This is a genomic window from Lactiplantibacillus pingfangensis (genome assembly GCF_005404945.1).
Lineage (GTDB): Bacteria > Bacillota > Bacilli > Lactobacillales > Lactobacillaceae > Lactiplantibacillus > Lactiplantibacillus pingfangensis.
In genome coordinates, this window is record NZ_BJDG01000039.1 from 1 (window position 1) to 16,974 (window position 16,974).

Here is a 16,974-nt window from a genome sequence, read left to right on the forward strand (position 1 = left end):
GCATAAAAAGTGCATAAAAAATCCGTTGCCAGTAACCAAGATTGGTCTTGATTACCAACAACAGATATTATAGAGCCATAAAAATATGGAAGAAACCTGAGAAGTATGGAAAGAATTGTGAATCCATTGGGAGATAATCCATCGTATAAACAAAGTCGGCGTGTGCCGCTAACCAATTTTCAGTGTTATTGGTAAATGCAATGATTGGAACTTTAACGAGTAGCGGAATCTTCAAAAAGTCACGAACGACAACATTTTCGCCAGAAGAGGAAAAGATGATCAGTAAATCTTGGTTTGAAACCGTCTCCGCGACTTGATTATTCAATTCACTGCCAGTGGTTGCAGGCAATAAAATCATATTAATACCAAGCTGTAAGAAGTGTTGTTGCAAGTCACGTGCTTGGTACTGTTGATTTAGTCCGGTTGCGAGCACAAAGATGCGGTGGGCTGCATGAATGTGTGTCAGGGTGGCATGAACGTCATCGTCATCAAGACTATTGAGCAAACCAGCTAGTGCGGCACCTAGTTGGTTGGGATCAGTGACTTGAGTCATTACTGTGGTGGCATTTTGCCAATTGACCGAATATTTGAAATCTGAATAGCCTAAGAAGCCTAATTTTTGCGTGAAACGTAACACCGAAGAAGTTGAGACAAAGGCCTGATTAGCTAAGGCATTAATACTCATTGAAGCAATATCAGTTTGATGACTGAGGATGAATTGGGCAATTTGACGGTCAACGTTTGAAAAGGTTGTTTCGTGTAATTTAATTAATTCAGTAATTGACTTGTGCATAACGAACATCTCCTTATGTGACTAGCATAATCGAATTAGATTTAAAAATGTGATTGTTTATTGCCAAAGCTATGGCAATGTTCCCAAGGGGTGTACAAAGGGTTTTTATTGATAATTAAAGCCGTATACTAATAGGCATAGATGCATCTGAAAGCGCTTAATTATACAATCTCTTAGGAGGATGACGTAATGGATAATGCTATGATTGCTAACAAAATTATTGAGCTATCAGGTGGCAAAGATAATTTTATCAGTGTTGAGAACTGTATGACAAGATTACGTATCAAGTATCGTAATCAAGATTTGGTAAAAGTTGAGGACCTTAAAACTTTACCGGGTGTATTAGGAATCAATGTTGCAGAAACGTTTCAAATTGTTGTGGGTCCAGGAAAGAGTATCAAGATTCACGAAGCACTCATTGCTCAGCTCGGTGACGAATATGACGCGGGCACGCAGGCTGATGATGGCGATACCGAAGCTGAAATGGCTTCGACGATACAGGCAAATAAAGCCCAAGCACGACGCCATACTAGTGGACGGATGAAATCATTTTTAACGACTTTGTCAAATATCTTTGTACCAGTTATTCCGGCGATTATTGCATCTGGGTTTGTGCAAGGTATTAACAATATTATGACGAGTAATGCGACTAAAACGGCTATTCGTGAAGGCGTTAAAGCTAGCGGTTCATTAACCAATACGCAAGTTGTTTTGCAAAGTTGGCATCTGCTACAGATTAGTACCGTTTTTGGCATCATTGGTAGTGCTGTTTTAGGCTTTTTGGCAATCTATGTTGGTGTGACTTCTGCAATTCAATTTAAGACAGATAAATTGCTTGGCGGGGCCGTTGGGGCGATTACCTTATCAACAGCGTTACCAGTCCTAGGTCTGAAGGCCGGTCAAGGTGGTTTATTCGGTGTCATTTTAGGCGTCTGGATTTTAGCGTGGTTCATGCGGTTATTTCATAAAATTATTCCAGATGTTCTGGATGTGGTTTTAACGCCAACCTTAGCATTGTTATTAACAACTATCGTTTACTTCTTAACGGTAATGCCAGTGATGGGACTACTATCAGATGGCTTAATTACAGGTATTTTATATTTAATTAATGAATCAGGTATTATTGGTGGCTTTATCTTATCAGCTTTAGCACCAGCCTTAATTTCGACGGGATTACACCAAGGCTTAACCCCAATTAACTTACAACTGATTGCAGAACATGGTTCGACTCAAATTAATGCCTTTCAAATTATGAGTAATGCGGGCTTGGTCGGAGCCGGTCTGGCACTTTGGCGGATGTCCAAAAATCGTCAGGTTCAAAATGTGGCGAAGGCTGCGTTACCTGCGACGTTCTTAGCCGTCGGTGAACCAACATTATTTGGATTAGTCATTCCATCTGGATTTGGGTTTATTACCGCCTCATTAGGAGCTGGTTTCGGTGGTGTGATGGTCAGTCTATTAGGTGTGAAATGCTCTGCTTTAGGAGCGGCCGGCATGTCAGCGATTCCACTAATTGCAGATGGCAAGTATTTGCAATACCTTATTAGTTATGCCGTTGCGTTGATTGCCGGTTTCGTTTTAACTTATGTGACTGGTAAAATGCGCCACTATGAATAAATAAAAAAATTGAGAGGAAGAATTAGCATGCGTGCAATTATGATAATGTTTGATACGCTATCCAAGCGCTTTCTATCCAATTATGGTAATCAATGGATTAAGACGCCAAATTTCCAAAGATTACAAAAAAGGTGTGTCACTTTTGATAATTACTATGGTGGCAGTTTGCCTTGTATCCCGGCTAGGCGGGAATTACACACCGGTATGTATAATTTTCCTTTTCGGTCATGGGGACCGCTGGAAGTCTTTGACCAGTCGGCGATTGAAACCCTGAAAAATCAAGGTGTTTATAGCCATATTATTACTGACCATTCTCATTACTGGGAAGATGGCGGCGCCACTTATTTGCCCCGTTATTCAAGTTGGCAGGGATTCCGTGGTCAAGAGGGCGACCGTTGGCAACCACGTCTGGGTGTTCCAGCTAACCCCAATCATAATGCGTTGAATAAACAAGGTATTTCGGTGACACAACATTTGGCAAATAACAGCACCATCCATGATGAAAAAGATATCTCCAGTGTGAAGACGATTAATGCCGGTCTGGATTTTTTGAAGCAAAATCAGGATAAAGAGAATTGGTTTGTCCAAATTGAATCGTTTGATCCACATGAACCATTTTATGTGCCAGAAAAATATCGACGACTGTATGATTGCATAAAATCGGCAGATATTCCTTATTGGCCAACTTATCAAAAGCTCGTTGATGACCGTTTTAAGGACGATCTAGCGGATTTGAAGAAAGAATACGCGGCGCTAATTACGATGTGTGACACCTATTTGGGTAAACTGTTGGACTTTATGGACGCACACCATATGTGGGATGACACGCTAGTAATTGTTAATACTGATCATGGCTTCTTATTGGGAGAACATGATTGGATTGGCAAGAATATCTCGCCAGTTTATGATGAGCTGGTTCACTTGCCATTCTTTATTCATGATCCGAATCAACCAGAATTAGATGGCAAGGTTTGCGGTCGTGTCGCACAAACGATAGATATTCCGGAAACATTGTTGGACTACTTTGGTGTCAAGGACACCGCAATCCGTGACGGCCAATCTATTTTAGGTATTTTGCGTTCGGCGGCACAGACTTTACCAAATGTGACCGAACGAGATGTGTTATTCGGGGTGAATGGTAGCTACGCTTGTTTGTATGATGGGCACTATGTTTATATGCGCGCTTCGGCTCACCCGGATAATGAACCATTAGTCAATTATACTCTGGCGTTTACTAAGATGCGTGGCTTCTACAGCAATGAGCAAATGCGACAGATGGAACTAGTCAAAGGGAATCGCTTTACACATGGCATGCCAGTGGTTAAGGTTCCAATAAAGAATCAAATGGATTCATTTGCATTGGGCAATAAGCTTTTTGACATGCAGCAAGATCCTAAACAAGAACGACCAATTCATGATCCAAAATTAGAACAACGAATGGTCGATAAGTTAACACGATTACTCAAAAAAATTGAAGCACCCACAGAAGAATTTGAACGGTTAGGCATACCGGCTTAAAGGATGGATGAAAAATGTTAAAAACAATTAAAACAACAAAATTGATCAAAATTCCTGCTGGTTCTTTCACCATGGGGACCGATGATCAGATTGGCTTTCCAGTCGATCATGAAGGACCAGTGACGACAGTATCGGTACCCGCATTTCAAATTGCAACGACCACGGTGACCGTAGCCGAATTTGCCGCCTTTGTTAATGCGACAGGCTATCAAACACAGGCCGAACAACTGGGCTGGTCGTATGTGTTCTTCAAATTATTAGACACAGAAACGCTAGACGACACCACTGCGACCACTGACATGCCCTGGTGGCGTGCTGTTAAAGGTGCAACTTGGAACCATCCAGAAGGTCCAACGAGCGATGTTCGTGAGCGTCAAAATTATCCGGTGACACAGGTTTCATTAAATGACGCGGTGGCCTATTGTATTTGGGCTGGTGTGCGATTACCGAGTGAGGCAGAGTGGGAAAAGGCAGCGCGTGGAGGCGTTGCTGGATTGAAATATCCTTGGGGCAACAACCTGACGGAGAACCACCAAATTCATGCAAATACTTGGCAAGGTAATTTTCCAAGTGAGAATACTTTGGCGGATGGCTATTTGGGAACCGCACCCGTTACATGTTATGAACCAAATCAATTTGGTTTGTATCAAATGATCGGCAACGTCTGGGAGTGGTGTGATAATCCACGCGCAATATTATTGTCAGAATTTCAGAAGACGACGGGCTCACAATATTGGCAAGCACTATTACAGAAAAGCAAGCCGCATCAAGCAGCAATTCGTGGGGGATCATTCTTATGCCATTGCAGCTTTTGTAATCGGTTTCGAGTGGGTGCTCGTAATGGTGAAATGAGTGATTCAGCAAGTTCAAATTTGAGCTTTCGAGTGGTCAAAGATTTTTCGGAGGCAGCGGTCCATGAAACTTTTTAGCAGAATGAAGCAGAAGCAGTTTGACGATCATCAATTGGTCGCACCGACTGCAGGAGAAATCGTGCCAATCACGGCAGTCCCTGATGCCGTATTTGCTCAGAAAATGATGGGGGACGGCTATGCCGTCATTCCTAGTGCCGATCAAGTGGTTGCTCCCATTAACGGACACATTTCCTTTATTGCCGCGACGAAACATGGGATTGGGATTACTGGTGATACTGGCGTGGAATTGATTGTGCATCTCGGCATTGATACGGTGACATTGAATGGGGCACCGTTCGATGTGATGGTTAAGTTAAACCAAGCCGTATCGGCTGGTCAGCCAATAGTAACGATGAATCGACAGGTCATTGCCGCGGCAAAACTAAATCCAATTGTAATTGTGGCACTCACCAATTTAGCAGAAATTAAGCAACAACTGACATTAACGCCTGGGAGTGTTAATGCTGGTGACCTTGTTGCCACGTTGGACTAGGTGACGGCTTGTGCAAGTTTATCTCATTTACGCGGTAATTATCTTTTGTGCTAATGTTGTTGGGTCGATTGCTGGTATGGGTGGTGGCGTGATTATCAAGCCACTATTGGATCTGGTTGGGGCACACCCCCTAGTGCAAATTAACTTTTTCAGTAGTGTTGCTGTTTTCACGATGGCCATTTTTTCCACCTATCGTCAGACGAAACAAGGAATGCAATTAAATAAACGATTCGCATTATTGATCTCGGTTGGTGCCGTGGTTGGCGGCTGGCTGGGTAATAGTACATTTAATCAATTGCATCTCATTCTAAAAAATGACGCCTTGTTAAATCAAATTCAGATTGGTTTAACTGTGCTGACATTGGTGTTCGCACTATTCTATTCCTTGATGCCGGCGGTGCATTTTCATTGGCAACGGGGTGATCAATTAGTGCTGATTGGGGCTTTTTTAGGATGGATTTCGACGTTACTTGGTATCGGCGGGGGTCCAATCAATGTTGCTTTGATTATGCTGTGTTGTTCAATCCCAATTCGTGAGGCGACGAGTTATTCCATTGTGACCATTTTGTTTTCACAACTATCAAAATTAATGACAGTCGTCGCGACTGGCGCGGTGGTTAGCTTTGACTTAAAAGCACTCTGATTTGTCATTCCGGCAGCAGCTATCGGTGGGACAGTTGGTGCGATGTTTAGCCATACCATTCGGGCCCAACAAATTGAGTTAGTTTATCGGTTTGCAATTGTCGGCGTCATTGCAATTAATTTGTATAATAATTATTTGCTGATGGCATAGTTTTGACAGCCGTTTGTTGGCATGGTGAAAGTGACTTACGAATTTTATTCTTAAAGCAAAATAAAAATCAGTTGTATCAGCAGCTTATTGGCTGATACAACTGATTTTTAGCGTTTCTGAATGGCAATTAAGTCCGGTGGGAAATTTATTTGGTTAATGAAATGATAGCGTAAAACTTGAAAGCGATGCTGGTCTAATCGGCTGACATAGTCAATGACCGCTTGTGCCTCTTGTTGACCACCTGGATGGCCAGCATACAGCAGTAAAATAATGACGCCGTTGGTAACTAGGTGCTGTTGGATCGTTTTGACCGCTGACAAGGTGGTCGCAGGCTTGGTCACGATATTTTTATCACCACCTGGTAAATAACCTAAGTTGAACACGGCACATTTTACTGGCTGTTCAGCCGTGAGCAGCTTGCCAACCGTCTCGTGGCCGGCAAGCGTTAGCGTGACTTTAGGCGTGAGTCGCGCGGCTTGTAAGGCTTTGGCAGTGTTGTCGATGGCACGCTGTTGAATATCAAAGCCAAACACATGTCCGTGTGAGCCGACTAACTTGGCCAAATAAACGGTATCATGGCCGTTGCCGACAGTGGCGTCGATGACGGTATCGCCGGGATCAACGACTTGATTCATTAAAATATGACTAAAGGCTAGCGCTGAACTGAGTTGGATTTGAGGTCACTTCCTTAGTGATGGTTAAGTTTAAAGTTGCCTTGGCGATGACCGGTGGTAAGCCTGAAACTGAGGTAAGTCAAGCAGATGCCTAACATCAGGCCGCCTACAGTGTCACTCGGGTAGTGAACGCCAACCACAATGCGACTGATCATCATCAATAAAATTATAACGACCCCAGCCCCAAATAACCATTGTTTGAGGTTGCGACTTTTAAGCCGGTCGTAAGCAATGATTAACAAGGTGGCGACGAGGACCGTCGTTGTCGTCGAATGCCCACTGGGGTAACTGTAACCACCAATTTGGATGAGACGCCAAGCAGTTGGTCGTGGACGTTGAATCAGTTGCTTGACTAAATAATTACCGTAGCCAGCTAATCCCCAAGTATTGAGCCAGAAAAAAACTGCCGCTTTACTCTGCCGTCCAAGGATCAAGAGCAGGCCAATAATGAGCGTCAAAATGGTAATCGTTTGTGGATTGCCTAATTTTGTATAGCTCACCATGGCGGTTTGAAACCATTGTGGACTGTGATGGAGTGGTAAAGCGATTGCCTGATCAAACCACTGAATCGCCGCCGCATTTTGCGAAACGGCCCAAGTCCAGCCTAACCAGATTAAGGCCAGGATCCCAATTCCGAGGTCGCGCCGTCGCCAAGTTGTTAAAGTCATCGTTGTGCCTCCAATCAAAAAAAATCTCCAATTATTATAGCATGTTTTATAAATAAATTAATTGAAGGCACGACTGACTGCGCCATTTTTTTATGACGCCTACCCTTGAAAAAGGGATAGCGGTTTGCTAGTATAGGTATCAATAACTTTACGACTCTGACAAGGATTAGTAATTAGCGATGTTTTACAGAAACGCCGTGGCTGTTGCAAACGACGATTCATCACTAACGAACTCACCTTCGAGTCTTCCGGCTGAAAGTCTAACTTGTAGGCACGGACGTGGTTTCGCGTTAAGAATCCCAAGAGGCCACGCCAGTCGTGGAATCATAGGTGGTACCGCGGAACCTCGTTTCGTCCTATAAGCGCTTTTTGCTTATGGGGCTTTTTTGTCGCTTGTTGACAGGATTAGTTTGGGAAAACTAAGAACTACTTTCAGCCAAACAGGCTGTGGACGGTTTTAAGAAAGTCAAAGTCGGATTTGCTAACGAAGCTAGCATAAGAAAGGGGCACAATTATGGCATACAACCATAAGGTCATTGAACACAAGTGGCAACATTATTGGAAGGAAAACAAAACCTTCAAAGCTTTAGACAACACGGATAAGAAAAAATATTACGCGTTGGACATGTTCCCATATCCATCTGGTCAAGGGTTACACGTTGGGCATCCAGAAGGTTACACCGCGACAGATATTATGTCACGGATGAAACGGATGCAAGGGTTCAATGTGTTACATCCAATGGGCTGGGATGCGTTTGGGCTTCCCGCTGAACAATACGCGATGAAAACTGGGCACAATCCGAAAAACTTTACAGCCCAAAATATTAAAAACTTCAAACGTCAAATTCGATCACTGGGTTTTTCATATGATTGGGATCGTGAAGTAAACACCACTGATCCAAGTTATTACAAGTGGACGCAATGGATTTTCGAACAACTCTATAAAAAAGGCTTAGCATACGAATCTGAAACATTGGTTAACTGGGCACCTGACATGATGGGTGGCACGGTTGTTTCTAATGAAGAAGTCGTTGACGGCAAGACTGAACGTGGGGGCTACGATGTTTACCGCGTGCCAATGAAACAATGGAGTCTTAAAATTACCGCTTATGCGGATCGTTTAATTGATGATTTGGATGATATTGACTGGCCAGAAAACATCAAGGAACAACAACGTAACTGGATTGGCCGCTCTGTCGGTGCGTCAATCAACTTTAAGGTAGCTGATCAAGAAGATAAGTCGATTGAAGTCTTCTCGACGCGTCCTGACACTTTGTATGGGGCAACTTATTTGGTCTTGGCGCCTGAACATGATTTGGTGAAAGCCCTGACTACGCCAGAACAAGCAGCTGCAATCAAGGCTTATCAAGCTAAAATTTCTAGCAAGTCTGACTTGGAACGGACTGATCTAAATAAAGATAAAACTGGGGTATTTACCGGGAGTTACGGGATTGACCCAGTCAACGGCGAAAAATTGCCGATTTGGATTGCCGACTATGTGTTGGCTTCATATGGCACGGGGGCAATCATGGCAGTCCCAGCGCATGACGATCGTGACTATGAATTTGCGAAGAAGTTTGCGTTACCAATCAAACCAGTCATCGCAGGCGAAAATGACTATGATGAACAGGCCTATACCGGCGACGGCGAACACATTAATTCGGGCTTAGTTGATGGCTTAGAAAAACAACCTGCCATCGACAAAATGATTGCTTGGTTAGTTGAACATGATTGCGGTAAAAAGAAAGTCAATTATCGGTTGCGCGACTGGATCTTTTCACGTCAACGTTATTGGGGCGAACCAATTCCGGTTATTCATTGGGAAGATGGCGAAACTACGTTGGTTCCTGAAGATGAGTTACCACTTCGGTTGCCAGCCACTAAGAACTTGGAACCCTCAGGAACTGGTGAAAGTCCATTAGCGAACATCGATGATTGGGTCAATGTAGTTGATGAAAATGGCCGAAAAGGGAAGCGTGAAACGAACACCATGCCACAATGGGCTGGGAGTTCGTGGTACTTCTTACGTTACGTTGATCCTCACAATCCTGATGCACTTGCAGACTACAAGAAGTTGCAATACTGGTCACCAGTTGATTTGTACGTTGGTGGTGCTGAACATGCCGTCTTACATTTACTCTATGCCCGTTTCTGGCACAAGTTCTTGTATGATTTAGGGGTGGTGCCAAACAAGGAACCTTTCCAGAAATTGGTCAACCAAGGGATGATCTTGGGTGATAACCACGAGAAAATGTCGAAGTCACGTGGTAACGTCGTTAATCCAGATGATATTGTTGAACAATATGGTGCCGATACGCTGCGATTATACGAAATGTTTATGGGACCATTGGAAGCCTCAATCCCTTGGAGTACCGATGGCTTGCATGGTGCAAACAAGTGGATTGAACGAGTTTGGCGATTAATGATTGATGAAAATAATCATGTTCGCGACCGGGTCACAACCATTAATGATGGTAAATTGACTAAGGTCTACAATGAAACGGTTAAGAAAGTGACTGAAGATTATGAAGCGATGCGCTTTAATATTGCGATCTCGCAAATGATGGTCTTCGTCAATGAAGCCTACAAAGTAGATGATTTACCAATCATTTATATTGAAGGCTTGGTCAAATTATTAGCCCCAATCACACCGCATTTGTCCGAAGAACTCTGGGCCTTGTTAGGTCATGACAAGACCATCACCTACGCAACTTGGCCAACTTATGATGAATCCAAGTTAGTTGAGGATACTGTTCAAGTCGTCTTACAAGTTAATGGTAAAGTTCGGTCACACGCCGAAGTTGCCAAAGACATGGGTAAAGATGACTTGGAAGCCTTGGCTTTAGCAGATGAAAAAGTACAGGAATTTACGGCAGGCAAGACCGTCCGTAAAGTTATCGCCATTCCAGGCAAATTAGTTAATATCGTTGCCAATTAAGGGTAACGCCTTGAAACATCTTGTCTTCACGCCTTAATGTGAAGATAGGGTGTTTTTCGTTTAACTGGAAAAGTTGGGTTACTTAAGGTTCGTTTAAAGTCACCCAGATGTTCGGATTTAAATTGCAACTTCATCACATTTCCTCTAAAATGGTTAAGATTGAACTAAGAAAGTAGGTACGGGACAATGTCTGAGGAACCAAAGGCTAATCAGCCGCGGCAGGCGCACGTTAACTCCGAAGCTGATGCACACCAAAAAATGGTGCGGGGCTCAGCTTGGATGACTGCGGGCAGCCTCTTTTCACGAATACTGGGTGTTATTTATATTATTCCTTGGATGATTTGGCTGGGAAATAATGCACAGCAAGGGAATGCGCTATATGCGAAAGGCTATAATATTTATAGCTTCTTTCTATTAGTCGCGATTGGTGGTATTCCGTCGGCGATTTCCAAACAAATTTCTGAGTATAACGCAATTAATGAATATGGCGTCGGACAACGACTGTTTAAGCGCGGGCTGTTATTGACGACGGCGCTAGGTATTTTAAGCGGAAGTATTCTTTGGTTTGCTGCCAAGCCCATTGGATTCGTTTTCGGCGGTGGCGATCCCAACGTGATTCCGGTACTGCGGGCGTTGGCAATCGCGTTGGTCATTATTCCGTCAATGTCGTTAACTCGCGGTTTCTTCCAAGGGTATCAGCAGATGGCGCCTTCCGCCATTTCTCAATTTGTAGAACAAGTTTTTCGGGTAATCTATCTCTTAGGTGCCACATACTTCATTATGCGTGTCCAAAACGGTGACTGGGTGAATGCCATTACACAGTCTACTTTTGCGGCGTTTGTCGGTGCGGCAGCGAGTTTCTTACTGCTAGGCGTCTATTATTATCGTCAACGACCAGAGCTGAATCGCTTAGCTGCTCAGAGTGATGCCAAATTAGCAATCCCGGTATGGCAACTATTTCGGGATATTATTATTCAAGCCATTCCATTTATCGTGATTGATACCGCGATTACGGTCTTTAATTTGTTAGACCAAGCGACTTTCCAACCGATTATGCAAGTGACGTTCCATACAAAAGTAGCCGTCATTAATGATTTATACGCGCTGTTTGCTTTCAACGCGAATAAATTAGTGATGATTATTGTGTCACTGGCGTCAGCGATAGCGGTGACCGTTGTACCGCTATTGTCAGAGTCATTAGCGGCCCACAATATGCGTAATATTCGGAAACAATTAGAAGATGCATTTACCTTATTTTTATTCATCATGATTCCTGGTGCCCTCGGAATGGCCGCGGTGGCCCAACCCTTGAATACGTTGTTCTATGGCTATAGTCAATCTGGGACGATGATTCTTGAAGTTTCCGCCTTTACTGCTATCGTGCTCGGACTGTTTACAGTTGCGTCGGCACTGATGCAGGGACTCTCGCGAAATCGGGATATTATCCGATTTTATCTGATTGGCCTTGGTGTCAAATTGCTCGTCCAATGGCCATGTATTTACTTCTTAACTGCCGCCGGTCCTTTGGTTGCCACGGCTATCGGAATGCTGGTTGCTAGTCTCATGGCGTTGTACGATTTGGAAGTTAACTTTGGCGTTCGATACGTGAAGTTATTACCAAAAGTCAACCGAATTTTGATTTTTTCCATTTTTACGTATATCGCTGCGGTCTTAGTGGTCCATGGTTTAAATCTTGTGATGAATGAACAAAGTAAGACGCAAGCCTTTGTCATCGTGATGTTAGCGGTCGCTGTGGGTGGGGCGGTTTACGTTTATCTCGCCTTGCGTTCGCGCTTAGCTGATCTGATGATTGGTGAACGGGCAAACGGCTTACGGCGCAAACTCCGGATTAAGTAGGTGAATTATGCGAATTGATAAATTTTTACATGCAATGCGAATTGGGACACGCACACAAGTCCGACGATTGATTAAAGATGGTCATATCACGACAAACGGTGAGCCAGTGTTATCAGGTAAGCAGCAGGTCAATCCTGGTAACGATACCGTCTTATTAGATGATGAACCGGTTCGATATCAACAATTCTTTTATTATGTGTTAAACAAGCCCGTGGGCGCTATCACGGCCACGGTGGATACCCAAGCCAAGACCGTCCTCGACTTATTCAACACGACGGATTACCGCGACGATTTATTTCCCGTTGGTCGTTTAGATAAGGATACGGAAGGTGTCTTGGTCATTACGAACGACGGGGCGTTGTCACACGCGTTGTTGTCACCAGCCCACCATGTGACTAAAGTTTACGAGGCGGAAGTAACCGGTGAGATTACGGCTGAACAAGTCGCAGTTTTTAATGATGGGATTACGTTGAAAGACGGGACGCAGTTACAGCCAGCGAAAGCTAAAATTGTAGCCTTCCATGAAATTGAAAACTTTACGACACTCCAAATTGAAATTCATGAAGGTAAGTATCATCAGGTCAAACGGATGGTTGGGACATTAGGTGAACGCGTCGTTCAATTACGACGGATTGCCTTTGGGTCCTTAACGTTACCGGTTGGACTGTTAGCTGGAAACTATCGGGCGCTTACCGATGATGAGCTGGCCGCTTTGAAACAAGATGCTGGTCAAACTATCGAAATTGTATAATACAAGTCATGATCTGTTGAATTTATGAGGAATTGATCAAAAGAACAGTTTTTTCTTACCGCCACGATTTAAGTCTGGTGGTTTGAGAAACTGTTCTTTTTAGTTATCTGGAAAAAGTCGTTGCCGGTTGTAGTGGATTGTCAAAAAGTCTTTACACTTGTTGTAAAAGATGTTTTACTATTAGTGTAAAATGTTTTTGACAGTTAGAGGGCTGAAAATATGAAAAATAGTATTGGCGTGCGACGCAAAAAACAAAAATTGTCTCAGGCAGAGATTGCGCGCTTAGCAGGCGTCACTCGTCAGACCATCAATGCCATTGAGAATGATAAGTATGATCCGTCGCTAAACTTGGCATTTGCGTTGGCGAAGATTCTTAAAACATCCGTTGAGTGCTTATTTGAGTATCAATCAGAGGAGGAGTCAAAATGACACATTCGCAAAGAATTTTACGGCTTAACTTTTGGATGACCAACTTATTTTTGGTAATTATTGGGATGTTTTTCTTGACCACAAGGTTACATGCGCCTGTGGGAGTTACTTTAGGGCTAGTTATTTTTAACTCGGTAATGTTGTATTTTCAACTTTGGGTGATTACACATCGATTCGGTGTGAAAAAAATACAAGGACTGTATTTTGTGGATGATGAACGCGAACAAGCCATTGCGCTACGCGTTCATAATGCTTGTATGACGACGTTAATCTATAGTATCTACGGCTTAATTATCGTGGTATTCCTACTCATGGCTGATTGGGGACTGACAATTCAGACTTTTGGTGACATTATTTTGACATTATTACTGCTGGTATTGTTTAGCAGTAACTGTCAGTATTATTATTTGTGGCGTAAGTATGATCATGCCTAGCCTTTAAAATTGTCTTGTTAGGCATCGAAAAAACTTCGTTAAGCTAGTCAATTTTAGGGCTAGGTTAACGAAGTTTTTACTTTAAACTATAACGATGCATATATTCTGGAAGTCGAGCGCTAATTTGATGTGGGAGTACAACGTATTGTGATTGGGCCAAATCGTCGGCAATGGCGCTATGCAGATAAACGGCGCTGAGAATTGCGTTGGTAAAGTCGTTAAATTGGGCGGTAAAGCCACCAATCATCCCAGCCAACGTGTCGCCCATGCCACCCGTCGCCATGGCAGGAGTGCCACCAGGATTGAACCAGACCTGCTCAGCCGTATAAACCGTCGTATGATGCGCTTTGACAACGGCAATGGCACCTAGTTGTTGTTGGGCTTGATGATTCGCGGTGGGGGTCTGGTCGACAATTTTGAGACCACTCAGCCGTTGCCATTCCATTTGATGTGGCGTGACCACAATTTGTGCGGCTGGCAGTGGCCCTTGACGTCGCGCGAGGAGCGTCAACGCTGAGCCATCAATCACTAACCGCTGCGTGGGCTGCAGCTGTGCTAGGACGACCGCTAATAAATTAGCCGCAACTTGATCAGTTCCCAATCCCGGGCCGATGACGATGACGTCCATGGTTTGCAAGAGTTGGGTCACAAAACCGGTTTGATGATAGTCGACAACCATGGCTTCAGGTAATTGCGCATGTAAACTCATAAAATTGCTGGCATCGGTGGCGACTGTGACCAGTCCGGCACCACTGTACACCGCTGCGGTTGCTGCCATAATGATGGCGCCACCGAAGTTTTGGTTGCCACCGATCAACATTAGCCGGCCATAAGTGCCCTTATGGGATTCGGCTGGTCGTCGAACGATGGTTTGATGAACAAGTTCAGAAGTGATTGATTGCAAATTAAGACCAGCTTTCAACTGTTTAACCCGAGTATACCATGTTTAGTTGAGAGCGGTTGCTTCCAATTATTAACTTAGGCTAACCTATGCTAAAATTAAGTTAGTAAACGATTGGGAGGAATCACAGATGACAATTGATTGGCAAGCTGAAGCTGCAAAGCATCAAGCAGATTATTTGGCAGATTTAAGCACGATGTTACGCGTACCAAGTTTCCGAGATGACAGTCAAGCAACACCAGATGCACCGCTAGGACCAGGGCCCAAGGAAGCCTTAACGACCTTCTTGGCGATTGCTGAACGTGATGGTTTCAAAACCAAGAATATTGATAACTTAGTCGGCTATGCGGAATACGGTGACGGTGATGAAACGCTAGCCGTCTTAGCACATGTCGATGAAATGCCTGCTGGCAATGGCTGGGAAACTGACCCATTTGAACCGACCATCAAAGATGGCAAGCTCTATGCACGGGGGGCTTCTGATGACAAGGGTCCTGGTATGGCAGCCTATTATGGGTTAAAAATGGTCAAGGAACTGGGCTTAAAGCTGAATAAGAAAGTCCGCTTTATTGTCGGTACCGATGAGGAAAGCAATTGGACCGGTATGAAACGGTATTTTGAAGTTGAACCAGCGCCAACACTTGGCTTTTCACCAGATGCAGAATTTCCACTGATTAATGGTGAAAAAGGCAATGTTAGTTTGCAAGTTCACTTTGGAAATCAAGCTGCGGGTACGTTTGAGTTAAAGCGGTTTGACTCTGGCTTGCGTGAAAATATGGTGCCACGGGAAGCTGTGGCGGTGATTACGACCCCAGCGGATGATCAAGTGGTGACAAATTTTGAAGCCTTTTTAGCGGCGCAACCAATTACGGGTCAAGCAACGCAAGATGACGCGGGGTTGAAACTTGAAGTTGTGGGTAAAGCTGCGCATGGGATGGAACCACGCAACGGCATTAATGCCGGCACTTATTTGGCGACATTCTTGAGTCAATACGCTTTTGCGGCAGATGCCCAGGACTTCCTAGGCTTCATTGCCACTAAATTGCATGACGATTCACGTGTGACCCAACTGGACTTGGCCTTCACGGACGATGTGATGGGCGATTTAACGATGAATGTTGGTCTCTTACATTTTGATCAACAAGCTGGTGGTGCGCTAACCTTGAATTTCCGTTATCCAAAGGGCATTGAACCAGCTGATTTAACTAAAAAAATTGCGTCAGAATTGCCGGCCGGTGCGACCGTGACCCAAGGCGACTTCATGGTGCCACATTATGTTGATCCGAGTGATCCAATTGTCAAAGATTTGATGGCGGTCTATCGTCGGCAAACTGGTGATGCAGACTCACAACCAGAAATTGTCGGTGGTGGGACTTATGGCCGGATGATGGCGCGTGGGGTAGCATTTGGCGCATTATTCCCTCATACCGAAGATACGATGCATCAAGCTAATGAATTTCAACCAATTGATGATTTAATGGCAGCGATGGCGATTTATGGTGAATCCATCGCGGTGCTCGCAACAGATAAATAAGACTGATTTAGTGACGATTCACGAAGGAGGTTGTTGATGATGACTGGTTATCAAAAAGTCCTAGTTGGCGTAGACACTTCACCGCAATCACAATTAGCGTTGGACAAAGCCATTGCGATTGCAAGTCAAATGCAGGCGACCTTAGATATTGTGACAATCATTAATACTGAAAAATTTATTGGCATTACTCAAGGACCGATGGGATTCGGCGCGGCGACACCCCAAGTGTTGGATGAGTTAACGACTAAACTCAAAGCGAACTTAGCGCGTGCTCGCCAGGCGGCGGTGGATGCTGGCGTGACGGATGTTCAGATTCATTTGCATTCGGGCAACTCCAAGCGTTTATTGGCGACAACGCTCCCAGCACGCTACGGGACGGATTTAATTGTTCTCGGAGCGACCGGATTAAATGCCGTGACGCGTTTCCTGATTGGTTCAAACGCGTCCTACGTCACGCGGAATGCGCCTTGTGATGTCTTGATTGTTCGAACGGATCAGCAACATCACTTGGTGAAAAACGAGACTCGTTTGACCCGACGTCTCTAAAAATTGTCACAGATTTTCAAAGCCTGATCAACAGTTATTGGGCTCTATAATATCTGTTGTTGGTAATCAAGACCAATCTTGATTACTGGCAACGGATTTTTTATGTGCTTTTTATAC

The 16,974-nt window shown here is 44.1% G+C and carries 16 protein-coding genes and 1 other annotated feature; of the genes, 12 read left to right on the forward strand and 4 right to left on the reverse strand.

The window, feature by feature from the left end:
- Positions 1-67 precede the first annotated feature (67 nt).
- The gene (locus tag FFM74_RS12755; RefSeq protein ID WP_171000748.1) at positions 68-793 is read right to left on the reverse strand and encodes a MurR/RpiR family transcriptional regulator; all 726 of its coding nucleotides are present in this window, start codon (positions 791-793) and stop codon (positions 68-70) included.
- Positions 794-982: 189 nt separating this feature from the next.
- Here FFM74_RS12755 and FFM74_RS12760 point away from each other — a divergent pair, with 189 nt between their 5' ends.
- The 5 genes from FFM74_RS12760 to FFM74_RS12780 are packed head-to-tail and all read left to right on the forward strand — an operon-like array spanning position 983 to position 5,975.
- Complete coding sequence (locus tag FFM74_RS12760; RefSeq protein WP_137627014.1) at positions 983-2,410, forward strand: PTS transporter subunit EIIC; 1,428 nt, start codon at positions 983-985, stop codon at positions 2,408-2,410.
- A 45-nt stretch (positions 2,411-2,455) separates the two neighbouring features.
- Complete coding sequence (locus tag FFM74_RS12765; RefSeq protein WP_223877244.1) at positions 2,456-3,928, forward strand: sulfatase; 1,473 nt, start codon at positions 2,456-2,458, stop codon at positions 3,926-3,928.
- Positions 3,929-3,942: 14 nt separating this feature from the next.
- Entirely contained in the window at positions 3,943-4,857 is a 915-nt protein-coding gene (locus FFM74_RS12770) for a formylglycine-generating enzyme family protein (protein ID WP_223877241.1), read from the forward strand.
- Between the two features lie 4 nt (positions 4,858-4,861).
- Positions 4,862-5,332 carry a PTS sugar transporter subunit IIA gene (locus FFM74_RS12775; RefSeq protein WP_171000749.1) on the forward strand — a complete coding sequence of 157 codons (471 nt, stop codon included), beginning with the start codon at positions 4,862-4,864 and terminating at the stop codon, positions 5,330-5,332.
- A 10-nt stretch (positions 5,333-5,342) separates the two neighbouring features.
- On the forward strand, positions 5,343-5,975 hold the full coding sequence (locus FFM74_RS12780; RefSeq protein ID WP_223877242.1) for a sulfite exporter TauE/SafE family protein: 633 nt from the start codon (positions 5,343-5,345) through the stop codon (positions 5,973-5,975).
- Positions 5,976-6,232: 257 nt separating this feature from the next.
- On the opposite strand, the gene mnmM is transcribed toward FFM74_RS12780, so the two are convergent.
- On the reverse strand, positions 6,233-6,799 hold the full coding sequence (gene mnmM / locus FFM74_RS12785) for a tRNA 5-(aminomethyl)-2-thiouridylate-methyltransferase MnmM (protein WP_464412146.1): 567 nt from the start codon (positions 6,797-6,799) through the stop codon (positions 6,233-6,235).
- A gap of 14 nt (positions 6,800-6,813) precedes the next feature.
- Entirely contained in the window at positions 6,814-7,467 is a 654-nt protein-coding gene (locus FFM74_RS12790; RefSeq protein ID WP_137627018.1) for a phosphatase PAP2 family protein, read from the reverse strand.
- A gap of 147 nt (positions 7,468-7,614) precedes the next feature.
- Positions 7,615-7,829 (forward strand) — a binding site (T-box leader).
- A gap of 152 nt (positions 7,830-7,981) precedes the next feature.
- Between FFM74_RS12790 and leuS the strand changes: the two genes are divergently transcribed.
- From leuS to FFM74_RS12815, 5 genes are all read left to right on the forward strand, one after another.
- Complete coding sequence (gene leuS / locus FFM74_RS12795) at positions 7,982-10,405, forward strand: leucine--tRNA ligase (RefSeq protein ID WP_137627019.1); 2,424 nt, start codon at positions 7,982-7,984, stop codon at positions 10,403-10,405.
- Between the two features lie 186 nt (positions 10,406-10,591).
- Positions 10,592-12,262 carry a putative polysaccharide biosynthesis protein gene (locus tag FFM74_RS12800; protein ID WP_137627020.1) on the forward strand — a complete coding sequence of 557 codons (1,671 nt, stop codon included), beginning with the start codon at positions 10,592-10,594 and terminating at the stop codon, positions 12,260-12,262.
- Between the two features lie 7 nt (positions 12,263-12,269).
- A complete protein-coding gene (locus tag FFM74_RS12805) occupies positions 12,270-13,013 on the forward strand; it encodes a pseudouridine synthase (protein WP_137627021.1) in 744 nt (247 codons plus the stop codon).
- A 219-nt stretch (positions 13,014-13,232) separates the two neighbouring features.
- On the forward strand, positions 13,233-13,442 hold the full coding sequence (locus FFM74_RS12810; RefSeq protein ID WP_137627022.1) for a helix-turn-helix transcriptional regulator: 210 nt from the start codon (positions 13,233-13,235) through the stop codon (positions 13,440-13,442).
- A complete protein-coding gene (locus tag FFM74_RS12815; protein WP_137627023.1) occupies positions 13,439-13,876 on the forward strand; it encodes a hypothetical protein in 438 nt (145 codons plus the stop codon). Before FFM74_RS12810 ends, FFM74_RS12815 begins: the two co-directional genes overlap by 4 nt.
- Positions 13,877-13,952: 76 nt before the next feature.
- On the opposite strand, the gene FFM74_RS12820 is transcribed toward FFM74_RS12815, so the two are convergent.
- On the reverse strand, positions 13,953-14,780 hold the full coding sequence (locus tag FFM74_RS12820) for an NAD(P)H-hydrate dehydratase (RefSeq protein WP_137627024.1): 828 nt from the start codon (positions 14,778-14,780) through the stop codon (positions 13,953-13,955).
- 127 nt (positions 14,781-14,907) lie between these two features.
- On the opposite strand from FFM74_RS12820, the gene pepV reads away from it, so the two are divergent.
- Together pepV and FFM74_RS12830 are read left to right on the forward strand one after the other, a co-directional pair.
- The gene (pepV, locus tag FFM74_RS12825) at positions 14,908-16,311 is read left to right on the forward strand and encodes a dipeptidase PepV (protein ID WP_137627025.1); all 1,404 of its coding nucleotides are present in this window, start codon (positions 14,908-14,910) and stop codon (positions 16,309-16,311) included.
- A gap of 36 nt (positions 16,312-16,347) precedes the next feature.
- A complete protein-coding gene (locus FFM74_RS12830; RefSeq protein WP_223877243.1) occupies positions 16,348-16,857 on the forward strand; it encodes a universal stress protein in 510 nt (169 codons plus the stop codon).
- The last annotated feature ends 117 nt before the right edge of the window (positions 16,858-16,974 follow it).

What these genes read in the sequence shown, in the direction of transcription:
- FFM74_RS12770 (WP_223877241.1), top strand. Translation starts at nt 3,943, where the DNA reads ATGTTAAAAACAATTAAAACAACAAAATTGATCAAAATTCCTGCTGGT.
- FFM74_RS12830 (WP_223877243.1), top strand. Translation starts at nt 16,348, where the DNA reads ATGATGACTGGTTATCAAAAAGTCCTAGTTGGCGTAGACACTTCACCG.
- FFM74_RS12765 (WP_223877244.1), top strand. Translation starts at nt 2,456, where the DNA reads ATGTTTGATACGCTATCCAAGCGCTTTCTATCCAATTATGGTAATCAA.
- FFM74_RS12800 (WP_137627020.1), top strand. Translation starts at nt 10,592, where the DNA reads ATGTCTGAGGAACCAAAGGCTAATCAGCCGCGGCAGGCGCACGTTAAC.
- FFM74_RS12775 (WP_171000749.1), top strand. Translation starts at nt 4,862, where the DNA reads ATGAAGCAGAAGCAGTTTGACGATCATCAATTGGTCGCACCGACTGCA.
- FFM74_RS12815 (WP_137627023.1), top strand. Translation starts at nt 13,439, where the DNA reads ATGACACATTCGCAAAGAATTTTACGGCTTAACTTTTGGATGACCAAC.
- pepV (WP_137627025.1), top strand. Translation starts at nt 14,908, where the DNA reads ATGACAATTGATTGGCAAGCTGAAGCTGCAAAGCATCAAGCAGATTAT.
- FFM74_RS12790 (WP_137627018.1), bottom strand. Translation starts at nt 7,467, where the DNA reads ATGACTTTAACAACTTGGCGACGGCGCGACCTCGGAATTGGGATCCTG.
- FFM74_RS12760 (WP_137627014.1), top strand. Translation starts at nt 983, where the DNA reads ATGGATAATGCTATGATTGCTAACAAAATTATTGAGCTATCAGGTGGC.
- FFM74_RS12810 (WP_137627022.1), top strand. Translation starts at nt 13,233, where the DNA reads ATGAAAAATAGTATTGGCGTGCGACGCAAAAAACAAAAATTGTCTCAG.
- FFM74_RS12805 (WP_137627021.1), top strand. Translation starts at nt 12,270, where the DNA reads ATGCGAATTGATAAATTTTTACATGCAATGCGAATTGGGACACGCACA.
- FFM74_RS12755 (WP_171000748.1), bottom strand. Translation starts at nt 793, where the DNA reads ATGCACAAGTCAATTACTGAATTAATTAAATTACACGAAACAACCTTT.
- leuS (WP_137627019.1), top strand. Translation starts at nt 7,982, where the DNA reads ATGGCATACAACCATAAGGTCATTGAACACAAGTGGCAACATTATTGG.